15 protein-coding genes are annotated in these 16,432 nt (G+C 64.4%); all 15 read left to right on the top strand.

The features are described from left to right. Positions 1-8: 8 nt before the first annotated feature. The 15 genes from HYR72_22735 (at position 9) to HYR72_22805 (ending at position 16,419) form a co-directional block, all read left to right on the top strand. The gene (locus HYR72_22735; protein MBI1817802.1) at positions 9-773 is read left to right on the top strand and encodes a protein jag; all 765 of its coding nucleotides are present in this window, start codon (positions 9-11) and stop codon (positions 771-773) included. Positions 774-805: 32 nt separating this feature from the next. Next, entirely contained in the window at positions 806-2,176 is a 1,371-nt protein-coding gene (gene mnmE, locus HYR72_22740) for a tRNA uridine-5-carboxymethylaminomethyl(34) synthesis GTPase MnmE (GenBank protein MBI1817803.1), read from the top strand. 38 nt (positions 2,177-2,214) lie between these two features. After that, positions 2,215-4,089: a tRNA uridine-5-carboxymethylaminomethyl(34) synthesis enzyme MnmG gene (gene mnmG, locus HYR72_22745; GenBank protein ID MBI1817804.1), complete on the top strand. Its 1,875-nt coding sequence runs from the start codon at positions 2,215-2,217 to the stop codon at positions 4,087-4,089. Beyond that, entirely contained in the window at positions 4,089-4,739 is a 651-nt protein-coding gene (gene rsmG, locus HYR72_22750; GenBank protein MBI1817805.1) for a 16S rRNA (guanine(527)-N(7))-methyltransferase RsmG, read from the top strand. Before mnmG ends, rsmG begins: the two co-directional genes overlap by 1 nt. A gap of 58 nt (positions 4,740-4,797) precedes the next feature. Next, a complete protein-coding gene (locus tag HYR72_22755; GenBank protein MBI1817806.1) occupies positions 4,798-5,592 on the top strand; it encodes a ParA family protein in 795 nt (264 codons plus the stop codon). Positions 5,593-5,596: 4 nt separating this feature from the next. After that, the gene (locus HYR72_22760; protein ID MBI1817807.1) at positions 5,597-6,439 is read left to right on the top strand and encodes a ParB/RepB/Spo0J family partition protein; all 843 of its coding nucleotides are present in this window, start codon (positions 5,597-5,599) and stop codon (positions 6,437-6,439) included. A 119-nt stretch (positions 6,440-6,558) separates the two neighbouring features. Continuing rightward, positions 6,559-7,026, top strand: a complete 468-nt coding sequence (locus HYR72_22765; protein MBI1817808.1) for a polymer-forming cytoskeletal protein — start codon at positions 6,559-6,561, stop codon at positions 7,024-7,026. Positions 7,027-7,158: 132 nt separating this feature from the next. Next, a complete protein-coding gene (locus HYR72_22770; GenBank protein MBI1817809.1) occupies positions 7,159-7,593 on the top strand; it encodes a hypothetical protein in 435 nt (144 codons plus the stop codon). Then, complete coding sequence (locus HYR72_22775) at positions 7,590-8,177, top strand: ATP synthase F0 subunit B (GenBank protein MBI1817810.1); 588 nt, start codon at positions 7,590-7,592, stop codon at positions 8,175-8,177. The genes HYR72_22770 and HYR72_22775 overlap by 4 nt, the downstream gene beginning before the upstream one ends. Continuing rightward, the gene (atpH, locus tag HYR72_22780; GenBank protein MBI1817811.1) at positions 8,174-8,722 is read left to right on the top strand and encodes an ATP synthase F1 subunit delta; all 549 of its coding nucleotides are present in this window, start codon (positions 8,174-8,176) and stop codon (positions 8,720-8,722) included. Before HYR72_22775 ends, atpH begins: the two co-directional genes overlap by 4 nt. A 26-nt stretch (positions 8,723-8,748) precedes the next feature. After that, positions 8,749-10,257 carry a F0F1 ATP synthase subunit alpha gene (locus HYR72_22785; protein ID MBI1817812.1) on the top strand — a complete coding sequence of 503 codons (1,509 nt, stop codon included), beginning with the start codon at positions 8,749-8,751 and terminating at the stop codon, positions 10,255-10,257. 18 nt (positions 10,258-10,275) lie between these two features. Then, complete coding sequence (atpG, locus tag HYR72_22790) at positions 10,276-11,133, top strand: ATP synthase F1 subunit gamma (GenBank protein MBI1817813.1); 858 nt, start codon at positions 10,276-10,278, stop codon at positions 11,131-11,133. A gap of 26 nt (positions 11,134-11,159) precedes the next feature. Then, entirely contained in the window at positions 11,160-12,566 is a 1,407-nt protein-coding gene (atpD, locus tag HYR72_22795) for a F0F1 ATP synthase subunit beta (protein MBI1817814.1), read from the top strand. Continuing rightward, entirely contained in the window at positions 12,567-12,977 is a 411-nt protein-coding gene (atpC, locus tag HYR72_22800) for an ATP synthase F1 subunit epsilon (GenBank protein MBI1817815.1), read from the top strand. Positions 12,978-13,053: 76 nt separating this feature from the next. Then, positions 13,054-16,419 carry an AAA family ATPase gene (locus tag HYR72_22805; GenBank protein ID MBI1817816.1) on the top strand — a complete coding sequence of 1,122 codons (3,366 nt, stop codon included), beginning with the start codon at positions 13,054-13,056 and terminating at the stop codon, positions 16,417-16,419. The last annotated feature ends 13 nt before the right edge of the window (positions 16,420-16,432 follow it).

Here is a 16,432-nt window from a genome sequence, read left to right on the forward strand (position 1 = left end):
GAGCGTCCATGGGCCACGTGGAGGTCGAGGGGAGCAGCATCGACGAGGCGATCGACAAGGCGCTGCAGCAACTGGGCGTCGCTCGCGATCAAGTCGCGGTCGACATTCTTTCCAGCCCGACGAAAGGTTTGCTGGGCATCGGCGGCCGCAAAGCCAAGGTGCGAGTCGCCCTGCGCGCACCGATCAGCATCGAGGAGGAGCCGCTGCCTGCTCCGCGCGCGGCCGCACGCCGTGCGGAGGCAGCCCCCTTACCCATCGATCCCGAATTGCTGTCGCGCGCCCGAGAGTTGCTACAAGACATCCTGAACCGTATGGGGTTCGCGGTCACTGTCAACGCCACCGAGGACGACGGCATGATCCATCTGGCGATCGTCGGCGACAGCACGGGGGTATTGATCGGCCGGCACGGTCAAACGCTCGACGCCTTCGAGTACTTTCTGCACCGCGCGCTCTCCAAGCAGGAAGACGGCGTGGGACGCATCATCGTCGACTGCGAGGACTACCGCGTGCGTCGCCGCGAGAGTTTGGAAGCGATGGCCAACCGCCTTGCCGAACAGGCGAAGATAAAGCGTAGATCGCTCTCGATCGAATCGTTGAGCCCGCGCGAGCGGCGCATTGTTCATCTCGCGCTGCAGAACCAGCCAGGGGTGACGACGCGTAGCTCGGGTGACGGGCACTACCGCGATCTGCTGATCATTCCCGACGGCGCGCCCGCCGGTGCGCGTGAACGCGGGCGACCGCCGCGCACGAACCCAAGCGGCAGCACCCGCTGACGCCGGCTCCCGCCGGCGTCTCAGTCAACGAGATGTACGCCGTTGATACCATCGCCGCACTCGCCACTCCGCCGGGTGTGGGCGGCATTGGTATCGTACGCATCAGTGGGCCTGGCGCGCTCCAGATAGCGACGGCCATGTTCCAGGGCCGTCCGGACAACGATTGGGCGTCGCATCGGCTCTATCACGGTGCCGTGCGCGATTTGCACGGTCGAACGCTGGACGACGGGCTCGCCGCACTGATGCGTGCTCCGCACAGTTACACCGGAGAGGACGTCCTCGAGTTGCACTGCCACGGTAGCCCGGTGGTGCTGCGCCGAGTGCTGGCGACGGCATTGGCACTTGGTGCACGACTCGCCGAGCCTGGAGAGTTCACGCGTCGCGCGTTCCTCAATGGTCGGATTGATCTGGCGCAAGCAGAGGCGGTCATCGAGCTGATCCGCGCGCATACTGACGAAGGTGCAGCGCTGGCGACGGATCAACTACTCGGCCGCCTCTCTCACGCGCTGAGTGATGCTCGCGAGAACTTGATTCAGATTCGCGCCTCGCTCGAAGTACAGATCGACTTCAGCGAAGACGACGTCATGGTCGACCAAGTGGAGTTGTCCAACATGATTGAGGCTGCGCAGACGCATCTACTCGCGCTGCTGGAGTCATACCGCCATGGCCAACTGGTCCGCGACGGTCTGCAGGTCGTCATTGCCGGCAAACCCAACGTCGGCAAATCCAGTCTGCTCAACGCGCTATTGAGTCAGGAACGCGTGATCGTCACCGCGGTTCCCGGCACCACGCGTGACATCGTTGAGGAAAGTGTTGATTTTGGCGGGATTCCGGTGCGCCTCAGTGATACCGCCGGACTGCGTGATGCCGGCGATCCGGTCGAAGAGATCGGCGTTTCGCGGGCGCGTGCCAAGATCGTCGCGGTTGATGTGGTGATCGCCGTCTTTGACACCTCACGTCCGTTCGACGATCTGGACGAAGCAATGGTCGCGCTGCTGGCAAACCGTCGAGTCGTCGCCGCACTCAACAAGAGCGACCTGCCCAGCATCCTAGATGCGGCCGAAGTCACCAGGCGGCTGGGCAACGCTCGGCTCGTGCGGCTGTCGGCGCTTCACGGTGAGGGCTTGGATGATCTGCGTCGAGCCGTGCTCCGGATAGTCGAGGATGATGGGGAGCCGTCCACGGATCAGCCGACGGTGATACTGGCGAGGCATTTCGACGCCCTCACCAAGGCCGCCGACAGCCTGAGGCTTGCACTCGGCAGCATCCGAGCGCAGGCACCTCCCGATTTGATCGCGATCGATGTACAGGCCGCCACCGATCACATCGCCACGATCACTGGCGCGATCACGTCGGAAGATGTACTAGACCGGATCTTCGCCGAGTTCTGCATCGGCAAGTAGGCGTTTCACGTGAAACGCCCGGCGCGCAGGAATCGCACATGGGCTCGTTCTCAAAACCGTTCGACGTGATCGTAGTCGGCGCCGGCCATGCCGGCATCGAAGCCGCGCTCGCCGCCACTCGGATGGGCTGCGAGACGTTGATGATCACGCTCAACCTCGACCACATCGGGCAGATGTCGTGCAATCCGGCAATCGGCGGCATCGGTAAAGGGCACCTCACCAAAGAGATCGACGCGCTCGGTGGCGAAATGGCGCGCGCGATCGACGAGACCGGGATTCAATTCCGCCAACTCAACACTCGCAAGGGACCTGCGGTGCGCGCCTCACGCGCGCAAGCGGACAAAGCGGCCTATCGCCAGCGCATGAAGGCACGGCTGGAACGCACCGAACGGCTTACGATCTATCAAGGCAGTGTGAGTCACCTCCTATTGGACGATGGCGCAGTGTGCGGCGTCGCAACCCAAATGGGTGAAGAAATTGCGGGTTACCGCGTGATCCTCACCACCGGCACGTTCCTCAACGGCCTGATCCATGTCGGGTTGAAGAACTATTCCGGCGGCCGCGCCGGCGACGCGGCTGCGGTCGGTCTCAGCGGACAACTGGCCGAACTCGGCTTTCGGGTCGGCCGTCTCAAGACCGGGACCTGCCCGCGACTGGATGCGCGTACGATCGATTTCGCCGCCCTCGAAGTCCAGCTCGGCGACGATCCTCCCTTGCCTTTCTCATTCAGGACCGAGCGAATCACGCAGGATCAGATTCCCTGCCACATCACGTACACGAACACGCGCACACACGACATCATCCGTTCAGGACTTGATCAGTCGCCGATGTACTCGGGGCGCATTCAGAGCCGCGGCCCACGCTACTGTCCGTCGATCGAGGACAAGGTGGTTCGCTTCGCCGACAAGGAACGTCATCAGATTTTCCTCGAACCCGAAGGTCGCGACACCGTCGAGATCTATCCGAACGGCCTGTCGACCTCGTTACCGCTCGGTGTGCAGACCGCGATGGTCCACTCGATCCCTGGCCTAGAAGAGGCGCGCATCATGCGGCCGGGCTACGCAATCGAGTACGATTACGTCGATCCGACGCAGATCCAGCCCTCACTGGAGACCAAGCTGATTCGCGGCCTGTACCACGCGGGACAGATCAACGGGACGACTGGTTACGAAGAGGCCGGCGCGCAGGGATTGATGGCCGGAATCAATGCAGCCCTCAGCCTGCGTGGCGAACCACCGCTGATTCTCGGCCGCGCGCAGGCGTACATCGGGGTGTTGATCGACGATCTGGTCACCAAAGGCATTGCCGGCGAGCCTTATCGCATGTTTACCTCGCGCGCCGAGCATCGCCTGCTGCTGCGTGAGGACAACGCCGACCTACGGCTCGCGGGGCTCGGCCGCCAAATTGGTGCAGTCTCTGAGCGCGACTATGCCCGTACGGGCGACAAGCTGCGACGCGTCAAGACGGAGGTGGCGCGGCTCGAAGGCACCATTCTCAACCCGACACCGGAGATCAACGATCGACTCGCAACGCTACAGACCTCGCCGCTGCGCAGTCCCACGTCGCTGGCCCAGATTCTCCGGCGGCCAGAGATCCGCTACGAAGACATTGTGCAGATCGGCGCGACGAGTGCACTCCCGGCCGATGCCGCCGCGCAGGTCGAGGTCTCCATCAAGTATCAGGGCTACATTGAGCGCCAGGAGGAAGCGGTGCGTCGCCATCAACGCATGGAGGACGCGCGCATCCCGAGTGACCTTAATTTCGCAGCCTTGGAAGGTCTGTCGCGTGAGGTTCGCGAGAAGCTAGTCGCGATCGCCCCGCTCACGCTTGGTCAAGCCGCTCGCATCGTTGGGGTCACTCCAGCTGCGGTAAGCCTACTGGCGGTGCATCTCAAGCGGCGCAGTCACAGTTGATGTCGGCGCCGAGCGGGGAGCACGCGCAGCTACGGCTGGCGGCCCAACGATTCTCGCTTGAGCTCTCGGAACATCAAGTCGAGGCGCTGGAGCGCTACCTCGATCTACTGCTCCGGTGGCGCTCCTTCGCCCGCCTCGTTTCGCGACGGCAGACCCGTACCGAAATCATCCGCAAGCATGTCGCTGATTCGTTTGCCGTCGTCGAACACCTCACCAAGTGCCGGCGGATCGCAGACATCGGCAGCGGCGCAGGATTCCCGGGTATTTCGATCGCAATCGCCTTGAGCGACTCACGGATCACGCTGGTTGAGCCCAATCGTCGCAAGGCCAACTTCCTTCGCGAGGTTGTGCGCACGTTGTCACTCACGAACGTCAGCGTTGTCGAGACACGTGCCGAAGACGCCGTGATCGAAGCCGACGCCGCCGTGTCACGCGCCGTCTGGCCGTTGGCTGAGTTGCTCGATCGCGTGCGAGATCTCGTCGTTCCCGGCGGGCTGGTAGTCGCGATGAAAGGTCCAACCATCGAGGTTGAACTCGCCGAAGTTGAGACCGATGCATATGGTTTCAGCATTGAATCGAAGATCACGTACGGGCTAAAATCTGGCGAGCAGAGAGTCCTCGTATTGCTACGCCGGCAGCGTTCCACGTGAAACAGCTTTCCATCGCTTGGGGGGTGTGGTACGAGCTGCGCTAACGCGGGCGGTGGTGGTGGGGCGAATCATCTGTATCGCAAACCAGAAGGGTGGCGTTGGGAAAACCACGACGGCGGTGAATCTCTCCGCCAGTTTAGCGCTCTCCAAGCACCCTACTCTCCTGATCGACATCGACCCGCAAGCCAGCGCAACAAGCGGTGTCGGACTCCGGCCATCTGAACTCAGCCAGACCGTCTACGATGTACTGATCAGTGGGCAGCCTGTTGCTGACGTGATCCGCCCGTCGGCCGTCGACTCCCTGTGGATCTTACCGGCGAATCGCGAGCTGATCGGTGCGGAAATCGAGTTGGTCCCGTTGCTCGCGCGCGAGTTCCGTCTCGCCGAAGCGCTGAGGAGCGTGCGCGACTCTTATGCCTACATCATCATCGACTGCCCGCCATCACTCGGCTTGCTGACAGTCAACGCGATGACCGCGGCCGACAGCATCTTGGTCCCGCTCCAGTGCGAGTACTACGCGCTCGAAGGACTCACTGCGTTAACCGAGACGGTCGAGCTGATTCGCCAACGCCTCAACCCCCGGCTGCAGATCGAAGGCTTGGTGCTGACCATGTTCGATACCCGTAACAGCCTCAGTCACCAAGTCGCCCATGAAGTGCGATCGCACTTCCCTGGCCAGACCCTTACCACGGTGATTCCTCGCAACGTGCGGCTGAGCGAAGCACCCAGCCACGGATTGCCCGCCGTCGTCTACGATCCGGAATCGCGCGGAGCTGAGGCGTACGAAGAGCTAGCGCGCGAGATTGAAAGCCGCGTTGCCAAGCAATCATTGCAACAGGCGGAAGGAGGATGATGGGATGGAGCGGAAGGCACTCGGACGAGGTTTGGGGGCATTGATACCCATAAATCGCGGCGATCGTTTTGGAGAGACGAATGACGTTCTTCTCTCCGAGATAGTCCCGAACAGATTCCAACCGCGCGAGCAGTTTGACGAGACCGCACTGGATGAACTCGTCGCCTCAATCCGCCGTAAAGGGGTGTTGCAGCCCCTGGTGGTGCGCAGGGTCGCGGACGGCTACGAACTGATCGCGGGTGAGCGCCGCTTCCGCGCGGCGCAGCGCGCGGGCTTGCAGCGAGTGCCCGTTTTCGTCCGCGACGCTGACGACGACGAGTTGCTCGAGCTGGCGCTGATCGAGAACTTGCAGCGCGAGGACCTCAACCCACTCGAGGAGGCGCGCGCGTATCGCCGGCTGATAGGCGAGTTCGCCCTGACCCAAGAGCAGGTGTCGGAAAAGGTCGGGAAAGACCGTTCCACTGTCGCCAACACATTGCGGCTGCTGCAGTTGTCGAACGCGGTACAGGAGCTGATTGCCAGTGGCAAACTAGCCGCCGGCCACGCGCGCGCCCTAGTGAACGTCAGGTCCGAAACCGAGCAACTGCGCATCGCCCGCGAGATCGTCAGTCGCCGTCTCAGCGTGCGCGACACGGAACACCTCGTACGAGCGCAGCGCCGGCCGGCCACCGACCCCGATCACCGCGCCATTGAGGAACACCTCGCACGCAGCCTCGGAACCAAAGTGAAGATCCATCTCCGTCGCGGTGGCCGCGGAAAGATCGAGGTGCAGTTCTTTTCGCTCGCCGAACTCAACGGCCTGGTGGAGCGCCTGACGGATTCGGTGCGGGCTGCCACAAACTTTTGACAACTCCAGAGGTGGGTGGTAGAAGAACCGCGCTTTTTTCCATCCTAAAGTAATGGGAGAGTGCGATGGCCTTGTTTGGCAAAGACGACCGCGCCCAACGCCCCGAGGACGCCTACACAATGTCCTCAAGCCCACGGCTCGACGACCGCGCGAGTTCCACGGAACCCGCCGAAGCCCAGGTTCAAACGCACCTTGGCAAAGGCAGCCGAGTGGAAGGCAAGCTGACCTTCGAGGGCAGTGTCCGCATCGACGGACAAGTCGACGGCGAGGTGCAGGCGCAGGAGACAGTAATCGTCGGCGAATCGGCGGTGGTCTCGGCCCAAATCATCGCCAATACGATTATCATCAAGGGAAAGGTGAGTGGTGACATTACGGCGCGCAAGCGCGTCGAGCTCAAGGCGCCCGCCAAGTTGCTCGGCAACATCATCACCCCTAGCCTCGTGATTCAGGAGGGCGTAGTCTTCGAAGGCCATTGCTCGATGGGTAGCGAGGCGAAGGCAGACAAGCCCGATAAGAAAGTCGCCCTGTTCTCCAAGGAGGACCGCGGTCCCGTGGCCGTCCGCATGTCGTCGGAGGCTATCAAGTAGCGCTCGCGCCGCGAGCAGTTGCAATCACCGCGTTCCTTCGATAGCTCCCCGGTACCTCACGGTTAGTGGCTGATTCGGATCGCGCATCGCTTTCGTGGTGTGCCGCGACCGAGCGCCGAACACGAGCAAGGTATGTTGACGTTTCCCCCAGACTTCTCGTTTGTCATTCAGATCGTTTCGTTCTTGTTGCTGCTAGCCGCCTTGAAGCGTCTGGCCTTCGAACCCGTACTGCATGTGCTCGACGAACGGACCGCTCGTACGCAAGGCGCGCTCGCGCAGGCTGAGCGGCTCACCGCGCAGGCGCGCGAAGCTGAGGAAAAATACGCCACCTCGCTCCGCTACGTGCGCCAGCAAGTTCAGGTCGAAGCCGAATCGGCGCGCAAACGCGCGCAAGACGAGCAGCAGCGCGAGCTGACCAGCGCACGGGCCGCCGCCGACGCGGATCTCGCCACCATGCGCACCGACATCGCGGCACAGGTCGCCCGCGCGCAAGCCACACTCGCCAACGAAGCGCGTACCATCGGCGCCCTGATGGCTGAACGCGTTAGCGGGAGACCTCTCGCGTGAGAGTCCGCGTGGTCACCGCCGCCCTTGCCTCTGCGTTGCTCCCGGCATTGGTGTGGGCGAGCGAGGAAGCCCACGAGCATGGCGCGCACGGCCACGAAGGTATTCCGTGGGGGACGCTTGCTTTCAATCTCGTCAACTTCCTCATCTTCTGCGGGCTGATCGCCCGCTATGGCATGCCCGTGATTCGCGACTACGTCCGCAACCGCCACCGCCGCATCGTCGACGAATTGGAAGCGGCGGCCAAGGCTCGCTCGGACGCCGAACAACTCAAAGCCGAGTGGGAGGCCCGCCTCGCCGGACTCGACGCTGAGATCAAACAGATCCGCGCTGAGACCGCGGCCGATGTCGCGCGCGAACGCGACCAGATTCTCGCGGCCGCGAAGAAGACCGCCGAAACCATTCGCAACGACGCCCGCCGCACCGCCGATCAAGAGGTTCGCCGCGCCGAGGCCGACCTGCGACAGGTCGTCGCTGAACAGGCCACCGCCGTCGCCACGCAGCTCGTGCGCGAGAAGCTCACCAACACCGACCAGGATCGCTTCACGAGCGAGTTTCTCAGCCACGTGAAGGAGACCGCCGCATGAGCGGTCGCGTCGCCCGTCGCTACGCCAAGGCCCTCTTCACGTTGGCGCGCGACGCGCGCGCCCTCGATGTCGTCGCCGGTGAATTGGCCGGCCTGCGCGCGGCGTTCGCCGATCCCGCCACGATCGCCATGTTGGCGAGTCCGGCGATGACGGAAACCCGCCTCGGCGATCTCGCCCGCAATCTGTCCGCGCAGTTTCAATTGTCAGCACTGACCGCGAGCTTCCTTGGCGTGCTGGCGGACAATCGCCGCCTCGATCAGCTCGCCGGTGTCAGCGACAGCTACCGCGACCTGTACGACCGCGCGCTCGGACGCATCCGCGTCACCATTCGCAGCGCCACGCCGCTCGACGTCGTCCGACAGCGCGAACTCGTCGCTGCCTTCGAACAGCGAACCGGCAAGACTGTGCTCGCGACCATCATCATAGATCCCGAGCTACTCGGCGGCGTCATCGTCGAAGTCGAGGGCAAGGTCTTCGACGGCAGCGTGCGCACCCAGCTCGGCCGTCTCGCGCACGAGATCACCGGCGCTCGAATCCATTTGTAGATCCACTCCGAGGAGGCTCAGCCGCGATGGAAATCCGCGCAGCGGAAATCAGTGAATTCATCAAGAAGCAGATTCAGGACTTCGGCCGCGACGTCGAAGTGCGTGAGACCGGCCGTGTGCTGTCCACCGGCGACGGCATTGCACGCATCTACGGCCTCGACAAGGCCGCCGCCGGTGAGTTGCTGGAGTTTCCGCACAACATCTTCGGCATGGTCCTCAACCTCGAAGAGGACAACGTCGGCGCGGCGATCTTCGGCGAAGCGCACGAGATCAAAGAAGGCGACGAAGTCCGCCGCACCGGCCGCATCGCCGAAGTGCCGGTGGGCGACGCGCTCCTCGGCCGCGTCGTCGACGGCCTCGGCCTGCCCATCGACGGCAAGGGGCCGATCGACACCAAGGAATTGCGCCGCATCGAGTTGAAGGCGCCCGGCATCATCGCGCGCCAACCGGTGAAGGAGCCGCTGCAGACCGGTCTCAAAGCCATCGATAGCATGATCCCGATTGGCCGCGGCCAACGCGAGCTGATCATCGGCGACCGCCAAACCGGCAAGACCGCGGTGGCGATCGACACCATCATCAACCAAAAGGGCGGCGATGTCGTCTGCATCTACGTGGCCATCGGCCAGAAGCGCTCGACGGTGGCGCAGGTGGTCGACCGGCTCACGCGTTTCGGCGCAATGGAGTACACCATCGTCGTCGCCGCCACCGCCTCGGACGCGGCGCCGCTGCAATTCATCGCACCGTACACCGGTTGCACGATGGGCGAATTCTTCCGTGACAACGGACGTCACGCGTTGTGCATCTACGACGATCTTTCCAAGCACGCGGTCGCCTACCGCCAGCTCTCGTTGCTGCTACGGCGCCCGCCGGGCCGCGAGGCGTTCCCCGGCGACGTGTTCTATCTCCACTCGCGACTGCTCGAACGCGCCGCGAAAATGAGCGACGACCGCGGCGGCGGCTCGCTCACCGCGCTGCCGATCATCGAAACCCAAGCCGGTGACGTGTCGGCGTACATTCCCACCAACGTCATCTCGATCACCGACGGGCAGATCTTTCTCGAAAGCGATCTCTTCTATTCGGGCGTACGCCCCGCCGTGAACGTCGGCATCTCGGTGTCGCGCGTCGGTGGCAACGCGCAGATCAAAGCCATGCGGCAGGTGGCCGGCTCGCTCCGCCTCGACCTCGCGCAGTACCGGGAAATGGCCGCCTTCGCGCAATTCGGTTCCGATCTCGACGTCTCGACGCAGAAGATGTTAGCCCGTGGCAGTCGTCTGGTCGAGGTACTCAAGCAAGGGCAGTTCGAACCGCAACCCGTCGCCAAACAAGTCCTCATCGTCTACGCCGCGACCAACGGATTCGTCGACCACATCGACCCGTCGAACCTCAAGCGCTACGAGCAGGAGCTGGATCGCTTCATCGAAAATCGCCATCCTGACGTGTTGCAAGACATCGTCACCAAGAAGCAGCTCGACGACGCGCTCAAAGCGAAGCTGAACAGCGCGCTCGAAGAATTCAAGACCGCGTTCGTCGCCTAGCGTTCGATTTTCGCCGCCATGCCCAGCTTGAAAGCCATCCGCAAGCGGATCAGCTCGGTCAAGAGTACCCAGCAGATCACCAAGGCCATGAAGATGGTGGCCGCCGCGAAGCTGCGCCGCGCGCAAGACGCGGCGATGGCCGCGCGCCCCTACGCCGACAAGCTCGGCGCGCTGGTCCGCAACGTCGCCGCGCGCGTCGGCGCCGAGGCGCATCCGCTGCTGGCGCCGCGCGATGACGTCCGCACGATCCGCGTGCTGCTGGTCACCAGCGACCGTGGTTTGTGCGGCGGTTACAACGCCAACCTGATTCGCATGACTGAGGCGTTCCTCACCGAACACGGCCGCGAGCGCGTGCGGCTCACCATCGTCGGACGCAAGGGTTTCGATCATTTCAAGAAGCGCGACGTCCAGATCACCGACAAGTACATCGCGATTTTCGGCGGCCCCGGTCACGACCTCGCCGACGCGATCGGCCGCGACCTCGCGCGCGAATTCGCCGCCGGCGAGACCGACGCGGTCTATCTGATCTACAGCCAGTTCCGCTCCGCCATCTCGCAAGTGCCTACTCTCGAACGCCTCCTGCCGTTGGCGGCCGGTAGCACCGATGAAGAAGGCACCGAGTATCTCTACGAGCCCGACGCCGCCTCGCTGCTCGAACGCTTGTTGCGCCAGTACGTGACCGTGCTGATTCACCGGACGTTCCTAGAATCGAACGCCAGCTTCTTCGGCGCGCAGATGACGGCGATGGACAGCGCCAGCAAGAACGCGTCGGAGATGATGGATCGGCTCACGCTGCAGATGAACCGCGCCCGTCAAGCCACCATCACGACGGAGCTGATGGAGATCGTCAGCGGCGCCGAGGCGCTCAAGGGCTGACCGAGATCACAACTGAGGACGAAACTATGAAGGTTGGAAAGATTACCCAGGTCATCGGCCCGGTGGTCGACGTCGAGTTCGAAGACAGCGCCGTGCCGCCGATCTACAACGCGCTGCGGATCACCAATCCCGCCGTCAGCGATCAGCCGTGGAACCTGGTCGTCGAGGTCGCGCAGCATCTCGGTGAGCACACCGTGCGCTGCATCGCCATGGACACCACCGACGGGCTGGTGCGCGGCATGGACGTGCAGGACACGGGCGAGTTCATCACCGTGCCGGTGGGGCCGCAAACCCTCGGGCGCATCATCAATGTGATCGGCGAGCCGGTCGATGAAGCGGGTCCGATCGAATCCGCCAAGCGCTACCCCATTCATCGCCCGGCACCGTCGTTCGCCGATCAGGCGACCGACATTCAGATTCTCGAGACCGGCATCAAAGTCGTCGACTTGCTCGCCCCGTACGTGCGCGGCGGCAAGATCGGTCTCTTCGGCGGCGCCGGCGTCGGCAAGACCGTCATCATCCAAGAATTAATCAACAACATCGCTAAGCAGCACGGCGGCTACTCGATCTTCGGCGGCGTCGGCGAGCGCACCCGCGAAGGTAACGACTTGTTCCTCGAAATGCGCGAGTCGGGCGTGCTCAGCAAAACCGCGCTGGTGTACGGCCAGATGAACGAGCCGCCGGGCGCGCGCGCGCGCGTCGGTCTCACCGCGCTCACCGCCGCCGAATATTTCCGCGACGAAGAGGGCAAGGACGTGCTGCTCTTCATCGACAACATCTTTCGCTTCACGCAGGCGAACTCGGAAGTGTCGGCGTTGCTCGGCCGCATGCCGTCGGCGGTCGGCTATCAGCCCACTCTTTCGACCGACCTCGGCGAATTGCAAGAGCGCATCACGTCGACCAAGAAGGGCTCGATCACATCCGTGCAGGCGATCTACGTGCCCGCCGATGACTTAACCGACCCCGCGCCGGCCACCACGTTTGCGCATCTTGACGCCACCACCGTGCTGTCGCGTCAGATCGCTGAGCTCGGCATCTATCCCGCCGTTGACCCGCTCGATTCGACGTCGCGCATCGTCGACCCCAACATCGTCGGCCAAGAACACTACGATGTCGCGCGCCACGTACAGGAGGCGCTGCAGCGCTACAAGGATCTGCAAGACATCATCGCCATCCTCGGCATGGACGAGTTGTCGGAAGACGACAAACTTCTCGTCGCGCGCGCGCGCAAGATTCAGCGCTTTCTATCCCAGCCGTTCCATGTCGCCGAAGCGTTCACTGGACGCAAGGGCATCTACGTGAAGCTGGCCGACACCATCCGCAGCTTCAAGGAAGTGGTCGAGGGCAAGCACGACGATCTCCCCGAGCAGGCGTTCTACATGGCCGGCACGATCGAAGACGTTATCGCGCGCGCCAAGGAGATGGCCGCGTAGATGAGCGACACCTTCCAACTCCGCATCGTCACGCCGACGCGCCAACTGCTGGACGAGCCGGCGAACGAAGTCACCGCGCCCGGCACCGCCGGTGAGTTCGGCGTCTTGCCGGAGCACACCACCTTCCTCGGTTCGCTAGAGACCGGAACCTTGAGCTTCCGCGTCGGCCGCGCCACGCGCCGGCTGGTGATCCGCGGCGGCTTCGCCGAAGTCATCAACGACGTGATGACCGTCCTCGCCGACGCCGCGCAGTTCGCCGAAGAAGTCGACGCCGCGAAGGCGCAAGAAGATCTGCGCACCGCCGAAGCTCGTCTCAAAGACCACACGCCCCTCGACGACGAATACATCCAAGCCGACACCGACCGCCGCTGGGCCGAGGCGCGGCTCGCGGTGGCGGGTACCAAACCGTAGTCTCACCAACCCTAGTCCCCGTGCACCTTCCGAACTTCGCGCCGGGTGTGGTAGTCACCGCGTGCGAAGACACACGATGCACTGCCCGTCCTGCAACCACGACAACCGCGCTGACCGCCGCTTCTGCACGGAATGCGGCGCGACGCTCTCCGTCGCATGTCCCTCGTGCGGTGCGCCGGTCGAGGCTGGCGAGAAGTTCTGCGGCGGCTGCGGTGAGCGGTTGCGACCCATGGCGGCAGCGCCCGCCGTCTCGACGCAGCCCCGCGAGCCCGAAGTCGCATTGCCGGTCGGCGAGCGCCGTCAGCTGACGGTGCTCTTCTGCGATCTGGTGGGCTCGACGGCGATCGCCGCGCGGCTCGATCCCGAGGAGTGGGGCGACATCGCGGCACGCTATCAACGCACCGCCGCCGAAGCGGTCACGCGCTTTGGTGGGCACGTCGCAAAGTATCTCGGCGATGGACTGGTGGTGTACTTCGGCTATCCGCAGGCACACGACGATGATCCTGAACGCGCCGTGCGCGCGGGCCTGGCGATCGTCGAGGCTGTGCGGGCATTGAACGAGGGCCTGACTCAGATCCCCTCCTCTGCGAGCACTTCTGCGAGCGGAGGAGGGTTAGGGAGGAGGCCTCCTCTCTCCGTCCGCGTCGGTATGCACACCGGACCCGTCGTCATCAGCCAAGGGGGCGGGACCGATGTCGAGATCTTCGGCGACACGCCCAACGTTGCGGCCCGCGTCCAATCCGTTGCCCATGCGGATACGGTGTTGATCACCGCCAGTACGCAGCGCTTGGTCGCGGGGATCTTCGTCGTCGAAGAGTTAGGCGCACACACGTTGAAGGGCGTGCCCGAGCCGGTGCCGCTTTACCGCGTCCTGCAGCCGAGCGGCGTGCGCAGTCGTCTCGATGTCGTCGGCCATCGGTTCACACCGTTTGTCGGCCGTGACCTCGAGCTGGGGGTCCTCCTGGACCGGTGGGAACGCGTCGAAGAGCGCGACGGCCAGTCGGTGGTGATCAGCGGTGAAGCCGGTGTGGGCAAGTCGCGGCTGATGCACACGCTGCGCGAGCGGCTGGCGGACGCGCCGCATACCTGGCTCGAATGCCGCTGCATACCATACATGCAGGACAGTGCGTTTCGACCCGTGATCGAGCTGGTGGAGCAGGGCCTGGCATTCGCAGCCGCCGATACGACAGCCGAGAAGATCGGCAAACTCGAGACGGCCCTCGAACGCGCGGGATTGCTGGTGTCCGACACGGTGCCGTTGTTCGCAGCCTTTCTCTCCGTCCCGATCACCGATGCCTACACCCCATTGCAGCTGAGCCCGGATCTGCAGCGCAAGAAGACGATCGAGGCACTGGTCTCGTGGACGCTGGCGTTGGGCGAATTGCAGCCGCTGCTGTTGCTGGTCGAAGACCTACACTGGTGTGATCCCTCGTCGCTCGAATTGCTCGGCCGCCTCATCGAGCAGAGCCGCACGACGCGGGTGATGATGCTGTGCACGACGCGGCCCGAGTTTCAGGCGCCGTGGCCGGCGCGCGCGAATCTCACCCTCATGCAGCTCAACCGGCTGACGAAACGGCAGGCGCGTGAGATGGTGGCGGCACTGAGCCCGGACCGCGCCCTGCCACCGGCGGTGGTCGAAGCGGTCGTGGCGCGCGCAGACGGCATTCCGCTGTATGTCGAGGAGCTGGGGCGCATGGTGCTCGAATCCGGCCTGCTGCGGGAACGGGAGGGACGCTACGAGCTGAGCGGGTCGTTGGACGACGCGATCCCGGCCACGTTGCAAGACTCGTTGATGGCGCGGCTCGATCGGCTGAGCGCGGCCAAGGACGTGGCGCAGCGCGCCGCGGTGCTGGGCCGGGAGTTTGCGTACGCTTTGTTGGCAGCGATCGCCGGCATCGATGAGCCGACCTTGCGTCAGGGGCTGGCGCAGCTCGTGGACGCGGATCTGCTGTTTCAGCGCGGCGAGCCGCCCGGGGCAACCTACACGTTCAAGCACGCGCTGATTCAGGATGCCGCGTACCAGTCGCTGCTCAAGCGCGCGCGCCAGCAGCTCCACGCGCGGGTGGTTGAGGTGCTCGTCGCGCTCCCCGAGCGCCTCGAGAGCGACCCGGGCATCGTGGCGCGGCACGCCGAGGCGGCGGGGCGGATCGACGACGCGATCGCCTACTACCAGCGCGCCGGCGAGGCGGCCAAGCGGCGCTCGGCTCACGAGGAAGCGATCGGCCAGCTGCGCACCGCGATCCGTCTCTTGGATGGGGTGTTGGAGACGGCTGAACGCGACGCGCGTGAGTGCGCACTGCAGATCGCGCTCGCCGCGTCGCTGCAGGCCGCGCGCGGCTATGCACACGAGGAATACGGCAAAGCCTGGGATCGAGCGGGCGCGCTCGCTGCGAAGTCGCACGACCAAGAGGCGCTCACTATGGCGCTCCTGCAAGGATCGCTCGCCCCGCTGGCCCGCGGCGACCTGGTCCGCGCGGACGAGAGGAACACACGCGCGCTCGCCATCGCTCGCGCCCGGCGCCACGACGAGCACATGCTCCTCGGGTGCGTAAACCTCGGCATCTCGAAACTGTACCAGGGTCACTTCGTCGAGGCGCGAAAGCTGTGCGAGCAGAGCATCGCGCTGTACGATCCCGTTCGAGACGCCGATCTCGGGGTCAAGTACGGGACGGACGGAGGCGTTTCGGCGCGCTCCTATCGCGCATGGGCTCTTTGGTTCCTCGGCCATCCGGACCAGTCGGCTGAGGAAGGAAAGAAGGCGATCGGGCTGGCTCGTACCATCGGCCACCCGCACTCGCTGGCATTCGCACTGATCATCGAGGCGAGCGCCGCATGGACCCGTCGCGACCTCGCATCACAGCGCGCACTCGCCGACGAAGCGATCGCTCTGAGCGAAGCGCAGGGCTTCCCGCTCTGGCTGGGCCTGGGACGGGCCATTCTGGCGGGCGCCGCGATTCAGGCCGGGGATGTCGAGGCACTCGCGGCGCTCACTGACGGCCTGGCCTTGGCCGGGAGCACCGGTCTGCAGGCCGGCATGCCGGCCTTCCTCACAATACTCGCGCAGGCACAGGCAGCCGTCGGACGCCCCCAAGACGCGCTGAGCACGACCGAGATGGCGCTCACCGTGGCAGCCCAGACAACCCAAAAGTTCTTCGACGCTGAGCTGCATCGGCTGCGGGCAGAGATTCTCCTCAACATGGCCGGCGATGCGGTCGAGGAGGCCGAGGTGCTCTTCAACCAATCGCTGGAGACCGCCCGGCGGCAAAAGGCGAAGACGTTGGAGCTGCGCACAGCCACCAGCCTGGCGCGGCTCTGGCAGCGGCAAGGTAAGCGCGCCGAGGCCCGCGCCCTGCTCGCCCCGCTCTACGCCTGGCTCACCGAGGGCTTCGACACGCGCGACCTCATCGAGGCCAAGACGCTGCTGGCGGAGTTGGGTTCATGAACCGCATGCCACA

Source organism: Deltaproteobacteria bacterium (assembly GCA_016178705.1).
In the GTDB taxonomy this organism is placed as follows: Bacteria; Desulfobacterota; Binatia; order HRBIN30; family JACQVA1; genus JACOST01.